Below are 19,809 nucleotides of genomic sequence, written 5' to 3'. Positions count from 1 at the left end.
TATTTTCATGCCACCAGCGACTCGCCGGAGGCCGCCATGATGCGTTCTTTGCTTACGTTGGCGTCAAACACGGCCGCAATCCGGCCTTTGCTCATCACCACAATTCGGTGGGCAATGCTTAAGCACTCCCCCACTTCCGAGGTGGAGTAGACCACCGCCAGCCCCTGCCTGGCGTTCTCCGCCAGCAGGCGAAAGACCTCGGCTTTGGCGCCGATATCGATCCCGCGGCTGGGCTCATCGAGTAAAATCACCTTCGGCCGGGTGGCGAGCATTTTGCCGATCACCACCTTTTGCTGATTCCCGCCGGAGAGCGAGCCGATCGCCGCCTCCCCGCCGGCCGTTTTGACCGTCACGTTGCGAATGCTGGCGTCAATCAGCTGCTTTTCCCGCCGCGTGGAGAGCACCATGCCGCGAATAAACTCGCCGATGCTGGCGAGGGTCAGGTTTTCCCCCACCGACATGGTTTGCACCAGCCCGTCGCGCTGGCGATCTTCCGGCACCAGCGCCAGGCCGCTGGCGATGCGCTGCGCAATAGACAGGCCCGAGACGTCGCCGTCGCGCAGCGAAATCGTCCCCGCCGACTGTTTTAAGCGTCCGGCGATGCACTCCATCAGCTCGGTCCGCCCCGCGCCCATCAGGCCGTAAATGCAGACGATCTCCCCGGCGCGAACCGTTAGCGACAGGTTGTCCACCAGCCGAATTCCGGCTTTGCCTTTTACCGTCAGGTCGCTGACCGCCAGCGCGGTTTCGCCGAAGGCGTAGCCCTCCGGCGGCGAGCCGAGATCGAAGCTGTCGCCCACCATGTTGCGCACCACCCAGTCGAGGTCGATCTCATCCCGGCTGGCCCAGGCGGTCATTACGCCGTCGCGCAGCACCACCGCGCGGTCGGTTATTTCCAGCGCCTCCTCGAGGTGGTGGGAGATGTAGACAATCGCCACCCCCTGGCTGGTGAGATCGCGAATCACCTGGAACAGCACGCTGACCTCCGCGGCGCTCAGCGCCGAGGTGGGTTCATCCATAATCAGGATCTGCGAATCCACCGACAGCGCCCGCGCAATCTCGACGATCTGCTGCTGGCCAAGGCGTAAATTTTCCACCAGCGTCAGCGGCTCGATCCCCTCCTCCAGCGACTTCATCAGGTGGGCGGTCAGCCGCGTCTCTTCGGCATAATCGACGCCGCCCGGCTTCATGATTTCGCGGCCGATAAAGATGTTGTCGCGCACGTTCATGTTCGGCGCCAGGTTCAGCTCCTGGTGGATAATCGAGATGCCGCTGTCCCGCGCATCGCTGGCGGAGCTGAAGACCTTTACCTCGCCGTCAAGCACGATTTCGCCGCTGCTCGGCGTAATCACGCCGGAGAGGATTTTCATCAGCGTCGACTTGCCGGCGCCATTTTCACCAAACAGCGTGGTGACTTCGCCGCGGCGAATATCAAAGTTGACGCCTTTGAGGGCGTGGGTGGAGCCATAGACTTTGCTCACGTTGCGCGCCGAAAGAATAATCTCGCCCTTCAGCAGCGCCGGGTGCAGTTTGGGTTGTTTCATTTCACCTCCAGGCTGACCGGCGTAACCAGCCAGTTATTGGGCGTCAGCAGCCGGAACACGCCGACGACCACGATCTGCTTGCCGGGTAGCGCCTGGCGATCGAGGCTATCCAGCAGCGTCGCTTTTAGCGTCCGGTTGAGGGCCGCGCCGGCGTTCTGATACTCAATCTGGTTGGTAAAATCACCAAACTGGATGGTGCCGGTGGCGTCCCGCAGCTCCGTGCCGGTGAGCACCGGCCCGGTCTGCAGGCGTACCTTCCACCCCTCCGGGAGCCCCGGCACCGCGACGCTAAAGATCCCCGCCTTTTCGCTGCCCGCCACGCCCTGAAAGCGCACCGCCATCACCGGCAGAGTGGCGCCAACGCCATATTTTTTTATCGCCGCCTGCGGGTCGGCCTTTAAAGCCGCGGCCAGCTCGCTCGCCTCCACCGCGCGCCCTTCAACGGCGCGCTTAACGTCGGGAAAGGTTTTGTCACCGTAGGTTTCGATGGAGAAGCCCTGCGCCTCGGCCGCTTCGCCGGAGCCCGTTTTGACAACTTTGGTATCCGCCGCAATAGCGGCAATCACCGCCGCGGCGGCGAGGCCGGTTAGCGCGTATCGCCGATAGCGCTGACACGAGTGCCGGGCGGAGAGTGCGGAAACACCGGACATAATGTTGACCTCACAGAGAGTTAGCGTTGACGCTGATAACGCGCCTTAGTGTTATAAATACGATAACTATATGTGATGAGAATTGTTCGTTTGTTGCACGATTGTCAACATTGGTTTGAGTTTTTTCTACAGAGCGCGATCTGGATCGAAGATTTCAGAGTAGAGGGGAAAGAGTAGAACATAGAGCTTACGCAGGCGATTAAGCGTCATGACCGACGTTGCCTGTCGCCGGAGAAATGTTAAAACCGTGATCGTCGCCGCTTTCTTAAATGAAATTTATTACATACAAGAAAAAATAATACATCGATAGTGTTAACTATGTGATAGATAGTGTATGAAATTATGCATCAAAACAATCACACTTCATTAACACACTGGTGACGACCGATGAACATTCTCTCTTTTCCTCTGCGAGGAGTACACCGGCACTGCGGAGGCATCAATGGATAATCGCGACATTATTCTGGGACTCGATTCGGGTACCTCGGTGGTCAAAGCGGTGGCTTTCGATCTCGAGGGGGAGCAACTGGGCTACGCTTCCGCACGCAACAGCTATCGCCGGGCGGAAGGCGGCGCGGCGCTGCAGTCAATGAGCAAGACCTGGGAGGATGCGGTCGACGCCATACGCCGGCTGGGGGAACGCATCGATAACCTCGCCGCCCGGGTGGTCGCCGTGGCGGTCACCGCCCAGGGCGACGGCACCTGGCTGGTGGGGGCCGAAAGCCGGCCGGTTGACGACGCCTGGATTTGGCTCGACGCCCGGGCGGCGCCGACGGTTGAGCGGCTGAAGCGTTCGCCGCTGGCGAGCGCGCGCTTTGAGGCGACGGGAACCGGCCTGAGCACCTGCCAGCAGGGGCCGCAAATGGCGCATATGGATCGCTATCATCCCGAACTGCTGGATAAGAGCGAAGTGGCCCTGCACTGCAAGGACTGGCTCTATCTAAACCTGACCGGCGTGCGCGCCACCGACCCGTCGGAAGCCAGCTTCACCTTCGGCAACTTCCGCAGCGGGCGCTACGATCCGCAGGCCATCGCCGCGCTGGAGCTGGAGCACCGCCGCCATTTGCTGCCGGAAATCGTCGACGGAACGCAAACGACGCATCCGCTTAGCGCCGGGGCCGCCGCGGCCACCGGCCTGCGGGCAGGCACCCCCGTGAGCCTCGGCTACGTCGATATGGCGATGACCGCGCTCGGCGCCGGAGTGCATACAGGAACGGCCAACAGCGCCTGCTCCATCGTCGGCTCAACCGGGGTTCATCTGCGCGCGGTCCCCACCGCCGAGGTCTGGCTCAACCCGCAGCAAACCGGGTACGTCATTCCCCTGCCCTGGCCGGGCTACGTCACCCAGGTGCAGACCAACATGGCCTCAACCCTGAACCTCGACTGGCTGCTGCACGTCGCCAGCAATCTGCTCAACGACTTCGGCTGCGAGGTCGACCACGCCAGGCTGGTCGGGCATATCGACCGCTGGCTGAGCGAAGCTCAGCCCGGCAGCCTGCTCTATCACCCCTACATTTCCGAAGCCGGCGAGCGCGGCCCCTTCGTCAACGCCGAGGCCCGCGCCAGCTTTGTCGGGCTGAGCTACAGCCAGGGCTTCGGCGACATGGTGCGGGCGGTAATTGAGGGCATCGGTTTCGCCGCCCGCGACTGCTATCAGGCGATGGGCCGCAGCATGCCCGGAGAGCTGCGGCTCACCGGCGGGGCCATTCGCTCGCCGCAGCTGCGGCAGATCCTCGCGGCCTGCGTCGGCGTGCCGGTGCGCAGCAGCCGCCGGGAAGAGGCCGGCGCCGCGGGGGCGGCGATGATGGCGGCGGTGGCGATCGGCGCCTATCCCAGCATGGCGCGCTGCGTCGAGACCTGGGTGACGCCGCTGCTGGATGCCCCGGAGGCCCCGGCTCCCGCGCTGGTGGAACGCTATCAGCACCTTTTTCACAGCTACCAGCAGGTTCGCAGCGAACTGCCGCCGGTCTGGCACGCCTTAAGGCAGCCGGGCGCGGGCCGTTAACCGGATTTATGGAGACCCCAAATGAGTGAAAAGATCCTCGATGTATTTGTTATTGGCGGCGGCATCAACGGCGCGGGCATCGCCCGCGACGCCGCCGGACGCGGCCTGTCGGTCATGATGTGCGAGAAGGACGATCTGGCGCAGGGCACCTCGTCGCGCTCCGGCAAGCTGGTGCACGGCGGGCTACGCTACCTGGAATATTATGAGTTCCGCCTGGTGCGGGAAGCCCTGATCGAGCGCGAGGTCCTGCTGCAGTCCGCGCCGCACATCATCTGGCCGATGCGCTTCGTTCTGCCGCACAGCCCGATCGATCGCCCGGCGTGGCTGGTGCGCCTCGGCCTGTTTCTCTACGACAACCTCGGCGGACGCAAAAAGCTGCCCGGCACCCGCACCCTGGATTTGCACCGCGACCCGCAGGGCGATCCCATACTTGACCAGTACGCGAAGGGCTTCGAATATTCGGACTGCTGGGTTGACGACGCCCGGCTGGTGGTGCTTAACGCCCGGGACGCCGCCGAGCGCGGCGCCACCATCCGCACCCGCACCCGCTGCGTCGCGGCGAAACGCGCCGAGGGAGCCTGGGAAATTACTCTGCAGAATACGCTGACCGGCGCGCAGCAAACCGTCCGCGCCAGGGCGCTGGTCAACGCCGCCGGCCCGTGGGTGCTGGATATCATTACTCAGGTCACCCGCACCCGCAGCAGGCGCAGCGTCCGCCTGGTAAAGGGGTCGCACATCATCGTCGATAAGTTTTGGCAGGGACATCAGGCGTATCTGATCCAGAACCACGATAAGCGGGTGATTTTTATCAACCCCTATGAAGGCGATAAAGCGCTGATTGGCACCACCGATATTCCCTGGGAGGGCGACGCCGACTCGGTTAGCGCCGACGACCGCGAGCAGCAGTATCTGATTGACGCCGTTAACCGCTATTTCAAAATCAAGCTGCGGGATGAGGATGTCATCACCCGCTTCTCCGGCGTTCGTCCGCTGTTTGACGACGGCAAGGGCAACCCCTCCGCCGTCACCCGCGACTACGTTTTCGACCTTGATGAACAGCAGCAGCTGCCGATACTGCATATCTTCGGCGGCAAAATCACCACCTTCCGCAAGCTGGCCGAACACGCCCTGCAAAAGCTGGCGCCCTATTTTCCGCAGATGGGGGGCGACTGGACCCGCGGCGCCACGCTACCCGGGGGCGAAATCGCCAACGCCGACTTTGGCTCCTTCCTGCAGACGCTAAAAGAGCAGTTCCCCTGGCTCCCGGCGTCGCTGCGCGGCCACTACGCCCGGCTGTACGGCGCCAGGCTGCCGCAGCTGCTGGGCGACGCCGGCTGCCTGCAGGATTTAGGGCAGCATTTTGGCGGCCTGCTGTACGAAGCCGAAGCCCGCTATCTGATTGAAAACGAGTGGGCCCAACAGGCGGAGGATATTTTATGGCGACGCACCAAGCATCAGCTGCACCTGACCGAGGAGCAGCAGCGGCGCTTTAGCGACTGGTTCGCCATGAACTCGACGCCCCTCGCCGAGGCTCCGCTTCACGCCAGGGCCGGTTAAGGAGAGGATGATGGCGCTGACTCTGTCCCTGAATACCAATCCGCTGGTTAACCGCTTTGCCGAGCCTGAGGATCTGATTGAGACCGTGGCGCGGCGGATTCGCATCCGCGACCTGCAGCTAACCCACGAGTTTATCAATCCCGGCTGGCCCGCTTCGACCATCACCCGGATGACGCGAAGAACGCGCGCCGCCCTGCAGAAAACCGGGGTGCGCGTCACTTCCGGGATGACCGGCCCCTACGGGCGGCTGAACCACTTCGGCCATCCCGACCCCGACGTGCGCCGCTACTATATTGACTGGTTTAAAACCTTTGCCGATATCACGGCGGAGCTCGGCGGCCGCGCCGTCGGCTCCCAGTTCGCCATTTTTACCTACCGCGACTTCACCGACCCGCGGCGGCGGGAGGGCTTAATCAACGCGGCGGTTGAGTGCTGGGCGGAGGTTGCGGAGCATGCGAAGGCGGCGGGACTGCAGTACCTGTTCTGGGAGCCGATGAGCGTCGGGCGCGAGTTTGGCGAAACCCTTGCCGCCTGCCGGGCGCTGCAGGAACGGCTTAGCGCGGCGGGGATGGCGCTGCCGATGCGGATGATGGCGGATATTGACCACGGTGACGTCACCTCCCCCGATCCGCGCGACTATGACCCCTATGCCTGGGCCGAAGCCGTCCCCCGCGACTCGCCGATTATCCATATTAAACAAAGCATGTTGGATAAAGGCGGGCATCGACCGTTTACATTACAGTATAATGTTAACGGACGGATCCAACCCGAACCGCTGCTCGACGCGCTCAGGCGCGGCGGCGCCGAGGATAACGAGATCTGCCTTGAGCTCAGTTTTAAAGAACGCGAACCGACCGATAGCCAGGTTGTCGCCGATATCGCTGAAAGCGTGGCCTTCTGGGCCCCCTATATCGATAGCGGAGTCGAGGATCTGCTGGTCTAAATGATTGGGTCCGCATCGCCCGATGCCGACCGTTTAACAGGAGTGAGTCATGCCATCGTTAAAAGTCGCCTTTATCAAAGCCAACTGGCACGCGGATATCGTCAGCCAGGCCGAAGCGGGCTTCCGCCAGGAGCTGGATCGCCAGCAGGCGGAATACGCCGTCGACAGCTGGGATGTCCCCGGGGCGTTTGAAATGCCGCTGCTGGCCCAGCGTCTGGCGAAAAGCGGCAAGTATGACGCCATCGTCTGCGCCGCGCTGGTGGTTGACGGCGGGATCTATCGCCACGACTTCGTGGCCCAGGCGGTAGTCAGCGGCCTGATGCAGGCGCAGCTGGCCACGGAAGTACCGATATTCTCGGTCTCCCTGACGCCGCACAACTTCCAGCCCGCCGCCGAATTTATCGATTTTTATCGCGAGCACTTCGTGAAAAAGGGCCAGGAAGCGGCGAAGGCGGTCCTGCAGATCCATCGTCTGCCGCTGTCAAAAGCCTGAGAAGATGAAGCTTACCTCTCTTCCCGACGGCGAAGACTCCCTGAGCCTGCGGGCGGCCTGGCTCCACTACGTGGGCGGGCTCACCCAGGCTGAGGTGGCCAAACGCCTCGGCCTTCCCTCGGTCAAAACCCATCGCCTGATCGCCCGCGCGGTGGCGGAAGGCGCGGTGAAGGTGACGATTGACGGCGATATCGTCGGCTGCGTGGAGCTGGAGTCGCGCCTGCGTCACGACTACGGGCTCGATTTCTGCCGCGTGGCGCCGGACGTCGCCGAAGAGGGGCTGCCGGTGCGCGCCTTAGGGGTGGCGGGGGCGGACTATCTGCGCACGGTGCTGGCGAATAATCCGGATATTACCATCGGGCTGGGCCACGGGCGCACGCTGTCGGCCGCTATCCACCAGCTGCCGCGCCTTGACGCGCAGCGGGTGCGCTTTGTCTCCCTGCTCGGCTGCCTGACCCGCAACTACGCCCTCAACCAGCACGACGTGATGCACCGTATTGCCGAGAAAACCGGGGCCAGGGCCTATATTATGCCGGTGCCGTTTTTTGCCAACACCGTGGAAGACCGCGACGTGCTGCTCTCTCAGCGCGGCGTCAGCCAGATTTTTGAAATGGCGGCGGCGAGCACGCTGAAACTGGTGGGCATCGGCACCGTGGAGCCGGCGGCGCAGCTGGTGGAAGCCGGGATGTTGGAGGTCCAGGAGATGCACGAGATCTCCGCCTCCGGCGCGGTGGGCGAGATGCTCGGCCACTTCTTTGACGCCCGCGGGCAACGGATCGATAACGGCCTCACCGCCAGAACGATGGCGGTACCGCTGAACCCAAACGGGCGGGATAACATTGTCGCCCTCGTCGGCGGCGCGGCCAAAGTGCCGGCCCTGCGCGCGGTGCTGGCCAGCGGCCTGCTGCGAGGATTGATTACCGACGAGCTGACCGCCCGGGCCCTGCTCACCCCTCAGCCTTAGCTCCAGCGGCCGCCTTCCCGGCCGCCGGGCTACTTCATCAGCGCCTGAAACTGCGGGTTAAACTCATCAAAAATAGGCAACGCGGCGGCGCCGAGCGCGGCGGTATCGGTGCCGGTCATGCCCATTTTTACCCGCATTGCGGTCAGGTAGCGCCCGCGCACCGATTGATACAGCGGCGGCAGGCGCGCCAGCACTTTTTCCAGCAGCGGCGCCGGCATCGTCCCGCCCACCACTACCGTTTCGGCGTCAAAGACGCACTCCAGCAGGTTGATCGCCTGGCGCAGCGGCGGCAGCGCCGTCTCAATCCAGCGGTCGAACAGCGCCTCGTCGACCGCCAGCAGATCTTCCGGCAGCGCCCGATAGGGGTCAAGGCCGCAGAACTCGTAGGCCGCCTGCAGCGAAACATAGCGCTCAAGGCAGCCCTGATTGCCGCAGTAGCACGCCCGGCCGCCGGGCTGGACCACGATATGCCCGACCTCCCCGGCGTTGTGCGCGTGCCCGGTATAAATATGTCCGTCGGTAAAAATACCGGCGCCCAGCCCGGTGCCGATATAGAGGTAGACGAAGGAGTTGAGGTGGCGGGCAACGCCGTGAAAGCGTTCGCCGATGGCCGCCACCGTCGCGTCGTTTTCGAGGGTCACCGGCAGGCCGCTGAGCCGCGCCAGCTCGCCCTCGACGTCCACCCCCTCCCAGCCGTTAAGGGTCGTCGGCCCGGTGGAGGAGATCCCCTCCACGCCGAACGGCCCGGGCATCACCACGCCGATCCCCAGCACCCGACCCCAGTCGAGCCCAGGTAGCGCGCGCAGCTCCTGCATCACTTCGCCAATGCGGGCAAAGGTGGCACCAGGCTGGGGCTTTTGCACCAAAATGAGCCGGCGAAAGTGGATCTCGCCGGTGAGATCGACCAGCACCACGATCAGCGTTTGGTGATCGAGATGAATGCCGATTGACCAGGCGCTGGAGGGGTTGAGGCTCACCGGCACCGCGGGCTGGCCGCGCCCCGCCGCCCGCCGCGGCGCGTGGCTGGTAAGGATCTCCATCTGCTGCAGTTCGGCGACGATGTTGGAGACCGTCTGCGGGGTCAGAGCGGTGAGGCGCGCCAGCTCGGCACGGGTTAATTTGCCGTGCAGGCGCACGGCCTCAATCACCACCCGCCGGTTGTGCACCCGCGCGTGCTCAAGGTTTGTTCCCGATGCTTTCATCCTTTCCCTACCTTCCCTTTCCCAGGCGCCCGATGCTGCAATTCTAGCCCTCGTCACAAATCCCGCAATCACATTCTCAGGCGGACTTTCGCATGGCACAGGCTTTGCTACGCTTACCCAAGGGCCACGAATGACCTTGCGGCTGTATTGTCGCCCCGATTAAATCAATCAAATTGATTTAATAAATCATAACCCCTTTTTCCCAGTACAGCGGAGAGCAACATGAAATACCACAGCACACTTCGGGTGAAGGCCGGTCTGTTGGCTATGCTCGTCATCAGCGGCAGCGCGGCCGCGGCCGCCACCCAGGTCAACGCCCTGTTTATGACCCAGGCGGCGTACAGCGAAAACGATATTCGTGCGATGACCGCCGACTTCGAAAAGCAAAATCCGGATATTAAGATCAACCTTGAGTTCGTCCCCTATGAAGCGCTGCATGACAAGATCGTCGCCGCGCGCGGCGCCGGCGGCAACGGCTACGGTGTGGTGCTCTTCGACGCCATCTGGCCGGCGGAGTTTAGCCGCTTCGATCTGCTGCAGGACGTCTCGGCGCGGATCCCCGCCGACGAGCGGGAGAAGGTGTTCCCTGGCGCAATGAATACCGTGGTCTACAAAGGCAAAACCCTCGGGATGCCGTGGATCCTCGACACCAAGTATCTCTACTACAACAAAGCCATGCTCGAAAAAGCCGGTATCAAGCAGGTGCCGACCACCTGGCAGCAGGTGCTGGACGACGCCAAGATTCTTAAAGATAAAGGGGTGGTCAAATACCCGCTGGTCTGGAGCTGGTCCCAGGCGGAAGCGCTGGTCTGCGACTACACCACCCTCGTCTCCGGCTTCAGCGGCAAGTTCTACGAGGGCGGCAAGCTCGACTTCTCCACGCCGGCTTCGCTGAAAGCGGTCACGCTGATGAAGCAATCGCTGGACGACGGCCTGACCAACCCCGCCTCGCGCGAATATCTCGAAGAGGACGTGCGTAAAGCCTTCTCCAACGGCGACGCGGCGTTCGCCCTGAACTGGACCTATATGTACAACATGGCCAATGACCCGAAACAGAGTAAAGTCGCCGGCGACGTCGGCATTATTCCCGCCCCCGGCGATACCCCGGACAGGGCCGGCGCCGTCAACGGCTCGATGGGTTTAGGCATCGCCAAAGCCAGCCAGCATCCGGAGCAGGCGTGGCAGTATATCCACTACCTGACCTCGCAGCCGGTGCAGGATAAATACGCCAAACTCAGCCTGCCGGTGTGGAAATCCTCCTACCACGACCCGGTGGTCGCCCAGGGCCAGGAGAGCCTGATCGCCGCCGCGGATAAATCGCTGAACGTCATGCTGTCGCGCCCGGAAACCGCCGACTATTCGCGGCTCTCCAATACTCTGCAGCAGCAGCTTCAGGCAGTGCTTCAGGGTAAAGAAGCCCCGGAAGCCGCCATGCAGACCGTTGATAAAAGCGCGGCCCGCCTGCGTTAAGGACCTTTGATGCTGAGCTTGCAACAACGCGAGCGTCGTCAGGCATGGGTGCTGCTAGCGCCCATGCTGGTGGCGATGTTCCTGCTGACGGCCTGGCCTCTGGCGCGCACCCTGTGGCTAAGTTTTACCGATACCGCGCTGGTGGGCAACGGCGAGGCGACGAACTACGTCTGGCTGGAGAACTACCTCTATGCCCTGACCGACCCGGATTTTCGCGCCGCCTTCGCCCGTACGCTCTATTTTACCGTGGTTTCCGTCGCCATTGAGGGCGTTATCGGCGTGCTGGTCGCGCTGTTGCTCAATCAGCGCTTTGTCGGACGCAATATCCTGCGGGTGCTGGTGATATTGCCCTGGGCGCTGCCGACCATCGTCAACGCGATGATGTGGCGGCTTAACTTTAACCCGGACTACGGCAGCATTAACGCGCTGCTCAGCCAACTGGGGATTATCGACGGCTACCGCAGCTGGCTGGGGTCGCCGGACTCGGCGCTGAATGCGGTGATGCTGGCGGATATCTGGAAAAACTATCCGCTGGTCACGCTGCTGGTGCTGGCGGCGCTGCAGTCGATTCCTGAGGATCTGTACGAAGCGGCGCGCCTCGACTGGGCCGGATCGTGGCGGCGCTTTCGCGCCATCACCTTCCCGGCCATCGCCGCCCCGCTGGGCGTGGCGCTGGTGCTGCGGACCATCGACGCCTTCAAGGTGTTCGATATCATCTACGTGATGACCCGCGGCGGCCCACTCGACAGCACCAAAACCCTCAGCTTTTTCGTCTATCAGGAGTCCTTCAGCTATCTGCGGGCAGGCAGCGGCGCGGCCTACGCCATTCTGATGACCCTGATGTGCGCGCTACTGATCGCCCTGTATCTGTTTATGCTGCTGCGCCAGCGCCGCCGGAGCACCGAATATGAAGCGTAAAATCCGTACTCTCCTGCGCTATCTGGCGGCGCTGTTGGTGGCTCTGTCGATTCTGGCGCCGATGCTGTGGTTATTTTTGATGAGCGTCAGCACCCCGGCCGATCTGACCCGCGTGCCGCTGGAGTGGCTGCCGCGGCAGTGGGACTTTAGCCGCTACGGCCGCCTGCTCTCCCTGCAGCCCGGCGAGCCGGGGGCGCTATTTTTACCCGCGCTGCGCAACAGCCTGCTGGTCGCCGCCGGGGCCACGCTGCTCTCGCTGCTGCTGGCGGTGCCCGCCGCCTTCAGCTTCTCGCGCTATCCGGGCCGCGACGGCTGGCTGTACGCCGGTCTCGGTATTTATATGGTGCCGCCGGTGGCCTTCGTCCTGCCGCTGTACTTTATTCTCGAACACTTCGGCCTGCTTAATACCCGCAGCGGGCTGGTGCTGGTCTACTGCTCGCTGATTATGCCGTTCCTCACCTGGATGGTGAAAAACCAGTTCGACGCCCTGCCGCACGATATTGAGCAGGCCGCGCGCCTCGACGGGCTGCGGGTGTGGCAGGTGCTGCTGCGTATCACCATACCGTTGGCGAAACCGATGCTCGGTGCCTCGGCGCTGTTCGGCTGGCTGCTGGCGTGGGACGAGTTTTTCTATTTGCTGCTGTTTACCAGCAATATCGCCGCCCAGACCCTGCCGGTCACCATCGCCGGGTTTACCGCCGGACGCGCCACCGACGACGGTCTGGTGGCCGCCGTCGGCATTCTCGCCTCGGTCCCGCCGCTGTTTATCGCTATCTGGTTACAAAAAACGCTGGTCAGCGGCCTCACTAACGGTGGAAGTAAAGGATAACTATGCACAAGCTCGCCGCGCCCGTGATCTATATCGCGGGCAACTACAATATTGATTTGATTATGGGCACCCTCGCGCAGTGGCCGCAGCCGGGGACGGAGGTGATGCTGGAGCATAGCGCCCTGCGCCCCGGCGGCTCGGCGGGCAACTGCGCCCTGGCGCTGGCCGCCATGCAGATCCCGCATCGCACCATCGGCTGCCAGGGCGACGACGCCTTTACCGCCTGGCTGGCGGACCAGTTTCCGGGCAGCGCCGAGCGCTGGCCGCAGTACGCCTGCGAAACCTCGCTGACGGTAGCGGTCACGCATCCGGATAAAGAGCGATCTTTCCTCAGCAACTACGGGCATATTACCCGCCTCTCCGCCGAGGACGTTCTCGCCCAGCTTCCCGAACGGGCGACGGCCGGCGATATCGTGCTGCTCTGCGGGACGTTTTTGTGCACCGCCCTGCTACCGCACTATCCCGCGCTGCTGCGGGCGCTGCGCCAGCGCGGTTTCCAGATCGCCGTGGATACCGGCTGGCCGCCGCAAAGCTGGGACCCGGCGCTGCGCGAAGCGGCGAACCAGTGGCTGGTCGATTGCGACTGGCTGCTGCTCAACGAAGTGGAAACTCTCGGCCTCGCCGCGATGAGCGACCTGCCGCAGGCGGCCCGCAGCCTGGCGTCGCGGCTCAGCGGCCGGGGCGGCTGCATCGTCAAGTGCGGCGCCGAGGGAGCCTGGTGGTGGACCGCAGAGCGCGGCGACCGCGCGCCGGTGAAGCCGGTCGAGGTGATTGACACCATCGGCGCGGGCGACAGTTTTAACGCCGGCTTTCTCGCCGGGTTGTTAAACGGCCAGCCGGCATCACAGGCGCTACGCTGGGGCAACGCCGTTGCCGCCCACGCCATTAGCACCTCCCCCCGCCGCTATCCCGACTGGCGAACCCTGCAACACCACATTGAGGAGGCCGCCGATGGCCAGCGTTGAGCTGATAAAAGTCGCCAAACATTACGGCAAACAGGCGGTCCTTCAGCCGCTGGATTTAACCATTCCTGACGGCAGCTTCACGGTGCTGGTCGGGCCCTCCGGCTGCGGAAAATCGACCCTGCTGCGGCTGCTGGCCGGACTTGAGGCCCTCTCCGCCGGTGAAATTTTGATGAACCGCCGGCCGATCGGCGATCTCGACCCCGCCGATCGCGACGTGGCGATGGTCTTTCAGAGCTACGCGCTCTACCCGCATCTGACGGTGGCCGAAAACCTCGCCTTCCATATGCAGGTCAAAAAGGTCGATAAAGAGACGCAGAAAAGCAAAGTTCAGCATATCGCCGGCCTGCTGGGGATCGATAAGCTGCTGGCCCGCTACCCGCGCGCCCTTTCCGGCGGCCAGCGCCAGCGCGTGGCGATGGGCCGGGCGATGGTACGCAACCCGCAGGTTTTCCTGTTTGATGAACCGCTCTCCAACCTTGACGCCCAGCTACGCATGGAGCTGCGGGCGGAGATCAAATCCCTGCACCAGCGCTTTAAAACCACCATGATTTACGTCACCCACGATCAGGTTGAGGCCATGACCCTGGCCGATCAAATCGTGGTAATGCGCGAGGGCCTTATCGTCCAGCAGGGGCCGCCGCTGGCGATTTACGATCGCCCCTGCAACACCTTCGTGGCCCGCTTTATCGGCTCGCCGCCGATGAACCTGCTGGCGGGAGAGATCGTCAGCCGCGACGGGGTTCCCGGCGTGCGCTGCGGCGAGCTGTGGCTGGCGCTGCCGGAACGCTGGCATCGGGCGGCGGCGGTCCAGGGAAGCGCGCCGGTCACCGTTGGCCTGCGCCCGCAGGATATCCAGCCGGTCGCCGACGGCCTGCCCGGGACGGTTAATATTATGGAGGTTACCGGGGAGTCCACCCTGCTGCATCTCGACTGGCAGGGGTTCCCGGTTCACGTGCAGGTCGCCGGACGGATCGACGCCCGGCTCCAGCAGCCGCTGAATCTCGCCGCCCGACGCGAGAAAATCCACCTCTTCGACGCCGCCAGCGGCGAGCGGCTGGCGGAGGAGGACTAGCCGACGTCGCGCAGGCGCTGGATTTCGCCAGCGACAGCGCCTTTATCTACTTTTTCCGCACCATGACGGGGATGACGCCGGGGCGCTATCTTTCGTCATCGGCGGCGGTTTAGCGCTCGCGATCCGGCGCGAACGGCGGCAGCTTCTGGAAGGTACTCTGCAGCCCTTCGGACCACGCCCTGCGAATGGTGTTGAAGTAAGGGTCGCTTTCGGTGATGCGATGCTGCTCTGCGCCGCTCAGGCTACCGCTGCGGTAGAGCAGCGTATCCAGCGGCAGGCCGACGGAGAGGTTGCTGCGCAGCGTCGAATCAATGGAGATCAGCGCGCAGCACATCGCCTGCTCCAGCGGCGTGTCGACGGTCAGCACCCGGTCGATAATCGGCTTGCCGTACTTGCTTTCGCCAATCTGGAAATAGGGCGTATCGCGGGTAGCCTCAATAAAATTACCTTCCGGGTAGATATGAAACAGGCGGTGCGTCTCCCCCGCCAGCTGGCCGCCCAGCAGCAGGTTACAGTTAAAGTTGGTATTGCCGCAGTTCTGCTGGTTGCTGCTGTCGCGCTGGATGACCTCCTGCAGCGTTTTGCCCACCAGCATCGCCGCGTCATACATTGAGCTGACCTGCATCAGGTTCGGCTCCTGCTGGGTGCGAATTCGCGCGCTCAGCAGGCTAATCACGCTTTGGGTGGTGGCCAGGTTGCCGGCGGACTGCAGCACCAGCACCCGTTCGGATTCCTGCTGAAAAACATGAAGCTTTTTAAAGGTCGCAATATGATCCACACCCGCATTGGTGCGCGAATCCGAGGCGAATACCAGCCCGTCCGCTAAACACATGGCCACACAGTAGGTCATCGTTCTCCGTTCCTGCCTTTATTGCTGCTGCGCCTGTTGCGAATGCTCGCGCACTTCAGCGTTGGTTAACATAATTTCCCCGCCGCCCCCCAGCCGGGTACCGCGTACCGGACAGGCGTCAAGATAGTCCAGCCCGGTCGCCAGCCGCAGGTGCTGATTCAGGTTACGGGTATTATTGGTAATATCAAACGATTTCCAGCGCCCGTTGAGCCACACCTCCGCCCACGCGTGCATCGCCACGTGCTGCGCGTTATCGCTATAAACATAGCCGCTAACGTAGCGCGCCGGGATCGCCATCGCCCGACAGCAGGCGAGGAACACGTGGGTATGATCCTGGCATACGCCCCTGGATCGCGCGAAGGCGTCGGCGGCGGAGTCCTGCACCTGGGTGGCCCCCGGCGAATAGGGCATTCTGACCAGCAGCGCCGCCATCAGCTGATTGAGGCTCTCCTCCGGCTCGTCGGCGCGATACAGGCCGCGGGCGAACTCGCGGATCCGCTCGTCGGCACAGGTTAGCGGCGTGCAGCGCAGAAAGACCAGCGGCGAAAGCAGCTCCTCGTCGTCTCCCCCGCTCTCCTCGTCCTCCTGCGCGATATCGACCACCCCGCTGGCGCGGATCGCGATCTCTTTATGCGGGTTATCCAGCGTCAGCACGTGCAGCACGTTGCCCCACGCGTCGGTGGTCGCGATGCTCGCCCCGTCCGGCAGCGTCAGCGTCCAGGAGCTGATTTTTTGCCGCCCGGAGCTGCGCGGCGTCAGGCGCAGGTACTGCGTCGAAAACTTGACTTCTTCATCGTAGCCGTAGCGGGTCAGGTGGTCGATAACCAGTTTCATAGCGCCTCCAGATAAGTTTGTCTGATGCTGTCGGACAGGGCGTTGATTCGCGCCAGCAGTCCGTTGAGGTAACTCTGCAGATCGGCGCCGGCCAGATCTTCCCGGGTGCTGAAGCGCAGGTCGACGTTCAGCTGATGCGCCAGGCGCAGCGGCAGATGGGAGCGATCGTTGGCGATATGCTCCAGCTGGCCGATCAGGTCGGAGATGGAGGCCCGGAGCGAGCGCGGAACGTCGTTGCGCAAAATTAGCAGCTCCATGACCGTCTCCCGGCTCACCGGCTGGCGATAGAGGCTGTTGTAGGCTTCGCGGGCGCTGACCGCGTTGAGCAGCGTATCCAGCCGGTAATATTCGCGCACCGGGTCCGGGTCGCTGCTCAGCTGCTGGTCCTTGATCAGCAGCAGCTGGGTGGTGGCGTAGGCGCGCTCAATCAGTGTGCCGATACCGATAAAGCTCAGGGCGTCGTTGCGCAGCAGGGTGCCCAGCACCGCGCCGCGAAACAGGTGCACCCGCTCTTTAACCCACTCGAGGAAGCCGTCGCTGCCGAGCTCGCTTATCCCCTGCTGGCGCAGCCGGCGCAGCTCAATCCGCGTCGCGTTAATGCACTCCCAAACCTCCGCGGAGAGGCTGCCGCGCACCGCGTGGGCGTTATTCCACGCCATCTCGACGCAGCTGTAGATGCTGCCGGGATTGTTGCCGTCGAGGGCAAAAAAGTTGAACAGGTTGCCCATCGAGAAGCGCGCGTGGCGCTCCTGAAACAGCTCGTGGGTCTGCGACAGGTTCAGCGGCAGGGCCAGATCCCGCGCCTGCTGGCTGTGGCGGGGGATCATCGACAGCTTCCAGGTCACGTCGAGCACCCGGGCGTAGCTTTCCGCGCGCTCGAGGTAGCGCGCCATCCAGAACAGTTCACTCGCGGTACGGCTTAGCATGATTCGTCATCCTCCATCACCCAGGTGTCTTTGGTGCCGCCGCCCTGCGACGAGTTCACCACCAGCGAACCCTCCGTCAGCGCCACCCGCGTCAGGCCGCCGGGCACCAGGCGAATCTCCTGGCCGGAAAGCACGAAAGGACGCAGATCGATATGTCTGGGCGCCAGGCCGTCCTCAACGAAGGTCGGACAGGTTGAGAGCGCCAGCGTATCCTGGCCGATGTAGTTGGCCGGGTTTGCCAGCAGACGCTGGCGGAAGGCCTCGCGTTCCTCTTTCGTCGAGCGCGGGCCGACCAGCATGCCGTAGCCGCCGGCGCCGTGCACTTCCTTGACCACCATCTGCTCGAGGTTGTTCAGCACGTACTGCAGGTCTTCCGGTTTGCGGCACTGCCAGGTCGGGATATTGTTGAGGATCGGCTGTTCGCCTAGGTAAAAACGGATCATCTCCGGCACGAAGGGATAGATCGATTTATCGTCGGCCACGCCGGTGCCGATCGCGTTCGCCAGCACCACGCCGCCCGCGCGGTACACCGACAGCAAGCCGGGAACGCCGAGCATCGAATCGGCGCGGAAGGCCAGCGGGTCAAGATAGGCATCGTCGACCCGGCGGTAGATCACGTCCACCCGCCGCGGCCCCTCGGTGGTGCGCATGTAGACCGCCCCTGCTTTAATAAACAGATCGGCGCTCTCCACCAGCTCCACCCCCATCTGCTGGGCGAGAAAGCTGTGCTCGAAATAGGCGCTGTTAAAGCGCCCCGGCGTCATCACCACCACGCAGGGATCGTCCACCGGCGAGCTTTCGCGCAGGGTTTGCAGCAGATAGCCCGGATAGCGCTCCACCGGCGCGATGTGGTGCTGCTCAAACATCTCGGGATAGAGACGCATCATCATCTTGCGGTTTTCGAGCATATAGGAGACGCCCGACGGCGTGCGCAGGTTGTCCTCCAGCACGTAGTACTGGCCGTCGCTATTGCGCACCATATCGACCCCGGTGATATGGGCGTAGATATTATTGGGCAGATTAATCCCCTGCATGCAGGGCTGGTACTGTTCGTTGGCCAGCACCTGCTCCGGCGGAATAAGGCCGGCGCGCAGGATGTTCTGTTCGTGGTAGATATCGTAAAGAAAGGCGTTCAACGCCTTCACCCGCTGGCGGATGCCGCGATCGATGCGCCGCCACTCGGCGGCGGGAATAATGCGCGGCACGCTGTCAAACGGGATCAGCCTTTCGGTCCCCTCGCCTTCGCCGTAGACGTTAAAGGTAATGCCGATACGGTGAAAAAGCAGCTCCGCCTGCTCCTTTTTTTGCCGGATAGAGAATTGATCGGTGTTGTGAAACCATTGCCACCAGGCGTTATAGTGCTGGCGCTGCTGTCCCCCGACGGTAAGCATCTCGTCATAATAATGCCCGTCAGGAAGCGTTATTTTTATCATGGCCGTCTCCTCCGGTTGTACTCACTTTGGGGTAACCCCGGAAAGAGATAAGCATTAATTATGCCAGGTCACGGCCGATGACCTCGCTGTGCAAGCCCGCAGCCTCGCGCCGCCTGATTGTGCAAAAAACAACCCGCTATTTTCCTTATATTCCGCCCGGTCTGCACCACGATGAGGCACGGAAAGCGGCGCTGCGCCATTACGGCGAGAGCGCCTCCAGCCAGCGCGCATAGCGCTCCGGCCACTCGACGGTTGGCGTGCCCGGTCGCCCCATTCCAAAGCCGTGGCCGCCGCTGGCGTAGCGATACAGGCTCACCGCCACCCGGTGCTGGCGGCAGGCGGCGGCCATAATCAGCGTGTTGTGCGGATCGGACACCGGATCGTCCTGCGCCTGGGCCAAAAAACAGGGCGGCGTGCGCCCGCTCACGTAGGTCTGTACCGACCAGGCGCGGTCAACCGCCGGCGAGGCGTGAGGCCCGGCGAGGATCCGGTGGGTGGCGGTATGGCTGTAAGGCGACTCCAGGGAAATAATCGGGTAGATCAGCGCCGCCCCGTCGGCGCGGGCGGGCAGCGCATCAGCCGCATCGAGCGGCGGATAAGAGGCAAAATCGGCCCGGCAGGCGGCCATTCCCAACAGGTGGCCGCCGGCGGAAAAGCCCAGCAGACTGACCTTTTTCTCGCGCTGGCGAATCAGGCGCAGCGCCCGCTGGGCATCCTGCAGCGGCGCCAGGCCCCCCGCCGCCCAGCCTTCGCCGGGCAGGCGGTAGCTCAGCACGTAGGCGGTATAGCCGCGTGCCGTGAGCCAGCGGGCGGCGGGCCACGCCTCCTTCGCCATCTCAATACGCCGGTATCCGCCGCCTGCCGCCACCAGTACGCCGTGACCATTGGGTACCGCCGGCCGCCATACCGCCAGCGACGGCCGGGCGATATGGCTCAGCGCGCCGCGCGTCGACAACCGCACGGCGCCGCCAGGGCCGCCGCCCCCCGGAGGCGTCTCTGGCCATAAAGGCAGCGTTTCTTCAGCGCTGTCGCCGGCTTGCGTACGGTGGGTTATCAGCAGCGCCGCCGCGCTGAACAGCAGAAAATGACGTCGATTCACCGGCAGCTCCGGTCAGTTTGAGTTGCGCTTATTGCAGCACATTATTGTGGCCCAA

General features: G+C 63.3%; 18 protein-coding genes and 1 pseudogene. 11 read left to right on the top strand and 8 right to left on the bottom strand.

Going from position 1 to position 19,809, the window contains the following annotated elements; genetic code table 11:
* Positions 1 to 5: 5 nt before the first annotated feature.
* Together AC1M2H_RS11610 and AC1M2H_RS11605 are read right to left on the bottom strand one after the other, a co-directional pair.
* The gene (locus AC1M2H_RS11610) at positions 6 to 1,544 is read right to left on the bottom strand and encodes a sugar ABC transporter ATP-binding protein (protein ID WP_480151459.1); all 1,539 of its coding nucleotides are present in this window, start codon (positions 1,542 to 1,544) and stop codon (positions 6 to 8) included.
* On the bottom strand, positions 1,541 to 2,194 hold the full coding sequence (locus AC1M2H_RS11605) for a DUF2291 family protein (protein WP_480151458.1): 654 nt from the start codon (positions 2,192 to 2,194) through the stop codon (positions 1,541 to 1,543). The genes AC1M2H_RS11610 and AC1M2H_RS11605 overlap by 4 nt, the downstream gene beginning before the upstream one ends.
* A 442-nt stretch (positions 2,195 to 2,636) precedes the next feature.
* Between AC1M2H_RS11605 and AC1M2H_RS11600 the strand changes: the two genes are divergently transcribed.
* Genes AC1M2H_RS11600 through AC1M2H_RS11580 form a run of 5 tightly spaced genes read left to right on the top strand, consistent with a single transcriptional unit; the run spans position 2,637 to position 8,156 of the window.
* On the top strand, positions 2,637 to 4,199 hold the full coding sequence (locus AC1M2H_RS11600) for an FGGY family carbohydrate kinase (protein WP_480151457.1): 1,563 nt from the start codon (positions 2,637 to 2,639) through the stop codon (positions 4,197 to 4,199).
* A 21-nt stretch (positions 4,200 to 4,220) separates the two neighbouring features.
* Entirely contained in the window at positions 4,221 to 5,756 is a 1,536-nt protein-coding gene (locus AC1M2H_RS11595; RefSeq protein WP_480151456.1) for a glycerol-3-phosphate dehydrogenase, read from the top strand.
* A 10-nt stretch (positions 5,757 to 5,766) separates the two neighbouring features.
* Positions 5,767 to 6,699 (top strand): sugar phosphate isomerase/epimerase family protein, encoded by a 933-nt coding sequence (locus AC1M2H_RS11590; protein ID WP_480151914.1) that lies wholly within the window; start codon positions 5,767 to 5,769, stop codon positions 6,697 to 6,699.
* 49 nt (positions 6,700 to 6,748) lie between these two features.
* Positions 6,749 to 7,192, top strand: a complete 444-nt coding sequence (locus tag AC1M2H_RS11585) for a 6,7-dimethyl-8-ribityllumazine synthase (RefSeq protein ID WP_480151455.1) — start codon at positions 6,749 to 6,751, stop codon at positions 7,190 to 7,192.
* A gap of 4 nt (positions 7,193 to 7,196) precedes the next feature.
* A complete protein-coding gene (locus AC1M2H_RS11580) occupies positions 7,197 to 8,156 on the top strand; it encodes a sugar-binding transcriptional regulator (protein WP_480151454.1) in 960 nt (319 codons plus the stop codon).
* Between the two features lie 29 nt (positions 8,157 to 8,185).
* Here the strand turns inward: AC1M2H_RS11580 and AC1M2H_RS11575 are convergent, their stop codons facing one another.
* Positions 8,186 to 9,358, bottom strand: coding sequence for an ROK family transcriptional regulator (locus AC1M2H_RS11575; protein WP_480151453.1), 1,173 nt, complete (start codon positions 9,356 to 9,358; stop codon positions 8,186 to 8,188).
* A 222-nt stretch (positions 9,359 to 9,580) separates the two neighbouring features.
* On the opposite strand from AC1M2H_RS11575, the gene AC1M2H_RS11570 reads away from it, so the two are divergent.
* From AC1M2H_RS11570 to AC1M2H_RS11545, 6 genes and pseudogenes are all read left to right on the top strand, one after another.
* Positions 9,581 to 10,828, top strand: a complete 1,248-nt coding sequence (locus AC1M2H_RS11570) for an extracellular solute-binding protein (RefSeq protein WP_480151452.1) — start codon at positions 9,581 to 9,583, stop codon at positions 10,826 to 10,828.
* A gap of 9 nt (positions 10,829 to 10,837) precedes the next feature.
* A complete protein-coding gene (locus AC1M2H_RS11565; RefSeq protein ID WP_480151451.1) occupies positions 10,838 to 11,746 on the top strand; it encodes a carbohydrate ABC transporter permease in 909 nt (302 codons plus the stop codon).
* Positions 11,736 to 12,575 carry a carbohydrate ABC transporter permease gene (locus AC1M2H_RS11560; protein ID WP_480151450.1) on the top strand — a complete coding sequence of 280 codons (840 nt, stop codon included), beginning with the start codon at positions 11,736 to 11,738 and terminating at the stop codon, positions 12,573 to 12,575. Before AC1M2H_RS11565 ends, AC1M2H_RS11560 begins: the two co-directional genes overlap by 11 nt.
* 2 nt (positions 12,576 to 12,577) lie before the next feature.
* Positions 12,578 to 13,540, top strand: a complete 963-nt coding sequence (locus AC1M2H_RS11555) for a carbohydrate kinase family protein (RefSeq protein WP_480151449.1) — start codon at positions 12,578 to 12,580, stop codon at positions 13,538 to 13,540.
* The gene (locus AC1M2H_RS11550) at positions 13,527 to 14,612 is read left to right on the top strand and encodes an ABC transporter ATP-binding protein (RefSeq protein ID WP_480151448.1); all 1,086 of its coding nucleotides are present in this window, start codon (positions 13,527 to 13,529) and stop codon (positions 14,610 to 14,612) included. The genes AC1M2H_RS11555 and AC1M2H_RS11550 overlap by 14 nt, the downstream gene beginning before the upstream one ends.
* Before the next feature lie 2 nt (positions 14,613 to 14,614).
* Positions 14,615 to 14,725: pseudogene (locus AC1M2H_RS11545) on the top strand (AraC family transcriptional regulator); the annotation flags it as partial.
* Here AC1M2H_RS11545 and AC1M2H_RS11540 read toward each other — a convergent pair.
* The 5 genes from AC1M2H_RS11540 to AC1M2H_RS11520 form a co-directional block, all read right to left on the bottom strand.
* Positions 14,722 to 15,462 (bottom strand): proteasome-type protease, encoded by a 741-nt coding sequence (locus AC1M2H_RS11540; protein WP_480151447.1) that lies wholly within the window; start codon positions 15,460 to 15,462, stop codon positions 14,722 to 14,724. The pseudogene AC1M2H_RS11545 and the gene AC1M2H_RS11540 overlap by 4 nt on opposite strands.
* Before the next feature lie 18 nt (positions 15,463 to 15,480).
* A complete protein-coding gene (locus AC1M2H_RS11535; protein WP_480151446.1) occupies positions 15,481 to 16,296 on the bottom strand; it encodes a transglutaminase family protein in 816 nt (271 codons plus the stop codon).
* The gene (locus tag AC1M2H_RS11530; RefSeq protein ID WP_480151445.1) at positions 16,293 to 17,222 is read right to left on the bottom strand and encodes an alpha-E domain-containing protein; all 930 of its coding nucleotides are present in this window, start codon (positions 17,220 to 17,222) and stop codon (positions 16,293 to 16,295) included. The genes AC1M2H_RS11535 and AC1M2H_RS11530 overlap by 4 nt, the downstream gene beginning before the upstream one ends.
* A complete protein-coding gene (locus tag AC1M2H_RS11525) occupies positions 17,216 to 18,655 on the bottom strand; it encodes a circularly permuted type 2 ATP-grasp protein (protein ID WP_480151444.1) in 1,440 nt (479 codons plus the stop codon). The genes AC1M2H_RS11530 and AC1M2H_RS11525 overlap by 7 nt, the downstream gene beginning before the upstream one ends.
* Positions 18,656 to 18,854: 199 nt before the next feature.
* Positions 18,855 to 19,754 (bottom strand): alpha/beta hydrolase, encoded by a 900-nt coding sequence (locus AC1M2H_RS11520; RefSeq protein ID WP_480151443.1) that lies wholly within the window; start codon positions 19,752 to 19,754, stop codon positions 18,855 to 18,857.
* Positions 19,755 to 19,809: the final 55 nt, after the last annotated feature.

This window comes from Klebsiella sp. F11 (assembly GCF_056712265.1).
The sequence above is the reverse complement of the archived record's forward strand: the minus strand, read 5'-3'. Positions and strand labels throughout refer to the sequence as shown.

Excerpts from the sequence above, each read along its gene's own strand:
- AC1M2H_RS11575 (WP_480151453.1), bottom strand. The coding sequence starts at position 9,358 with ATGAAAGCATCGGGAACAAACCTTGAGCACGCGCGGGTGCACAACCGG.
- AC1M2H_RS11560 (WP_480151450.1), top strand. The coding sequence starts at position 11,736 with ATGAAGCGTAAAATCCGTACTCTCCTGCGCTATCTGGCGGCGCTGTTG.
- AC1M2H_RS11590 (WP_480151914.1), top strand. The coding sequence starts at position 5,767 with ATGGCGCTGACTCTGTCCCTGAATACCAATCCGCTGGTTAACCGCTTT.
- AC1M2H_RS11535 (WP_480151446.1), bottom strand. The coding sequence starts at position 16,296 with ATGAAACTGGTTATCGACCACCTGACCCGCTACGGCTACGATGAAGAA.
- AC1M2H_RS11550 (WP_480151448.1), top strand. The coding sequence starts at position 13,527 with ATGGCCAGCGTTGAGCTGATAAAAGTCGCCAAACATTACGGCAAACAG.
- AC1M2H_RS11530 (WP_480151445.1), bottom strand. The coding sequence starts at position 17,222 with ATGCTAAGCCGTACCGCGAGTGAACTGTTCTGGATGGCGCGCTACCTC.
- AC1M2H_RS11525 (WP_480151444.1), bottom strand. The coding sequence starts at position 18,655 with ATGATAAAAATAACGCTTCCTGACGGGCATTATTATGACGAGATGCTT.
- AC1M2H_RS11605 (WP_480151458.1), bottom strand. The coding sequence starts at position 2,194 with ATGTCCGGTGTTTCCGCACTCTCCGCCCGGCACTCGTGTCAGCGCTAT.
- AC1M2H_RS11555 (WP_480151449.1), top strand. The coding sequence starts at position 12,578 with ATGCACAAGCTCGCCGCGCCCGTGATCTATATCGCGGGCAACTACAAT.
- AC1M2H_RS11610 (WP_480151459.1), bottom strand. The coding sequence starts at position 1,544 with ATGAAACAACCCAAACTGCACCCGGCGCTGCTGAAGGGCGAGATTATT.
- AC1M2H_RS11570 (WP_480151452.1), top strand. The coding sequence starts at position 9,581 with ATGAAATACCACAGCACACTTCGGGTGAAGGCCGGTCTGTTGGCTATG.
- AC1M2H_RS11565 (WP_480151451.1), top strand. The coding sequence starts at position 10,838 with ATGCTGAGCTTGCAACAACGCGAGCGTCGTCAGGCATGGGTGCTGCTA.
- AC1M2H_RS11595 (WP_480151456.1), top strand. The coding sequence starts at position 4,221 with ATGAGTGAAAAGATCCTCGATGTATTTGTTATTGGCGGCGGCATCAAC.
- AC1M2H_RS11540 (WP_480151447.1), bottom strand. The coding sequence starts at position 15,462 with ATGACCTACTGTGTGGCCATGTGTTTAGCGGACGGGCTGGTATTCGCC.
- AC1M2H_RS11585 (WP_480151455.1), top strand. The coding sequence starts at position 6,749 with ATGCCATCGTTAAAAGTCGCCTTTATCAAAGCCAACTGGCACGCGGAT.
- AC1M2H_RS11580 (WP_480151454.1), top strand. The coding sequence starts at position 7,197 with ATGAAGCTTACCTCTCTTCCCGACGGCGAAGACTCCCTGAGCCTGCGG.
- AC1M2H_RS11600 (WP_480151457.1), top strand. The coding sequence starts at position 2,637 with ATGGATAATCGCGACATTATTCTGGGACTCGATTCGGGTACCTCGGTG.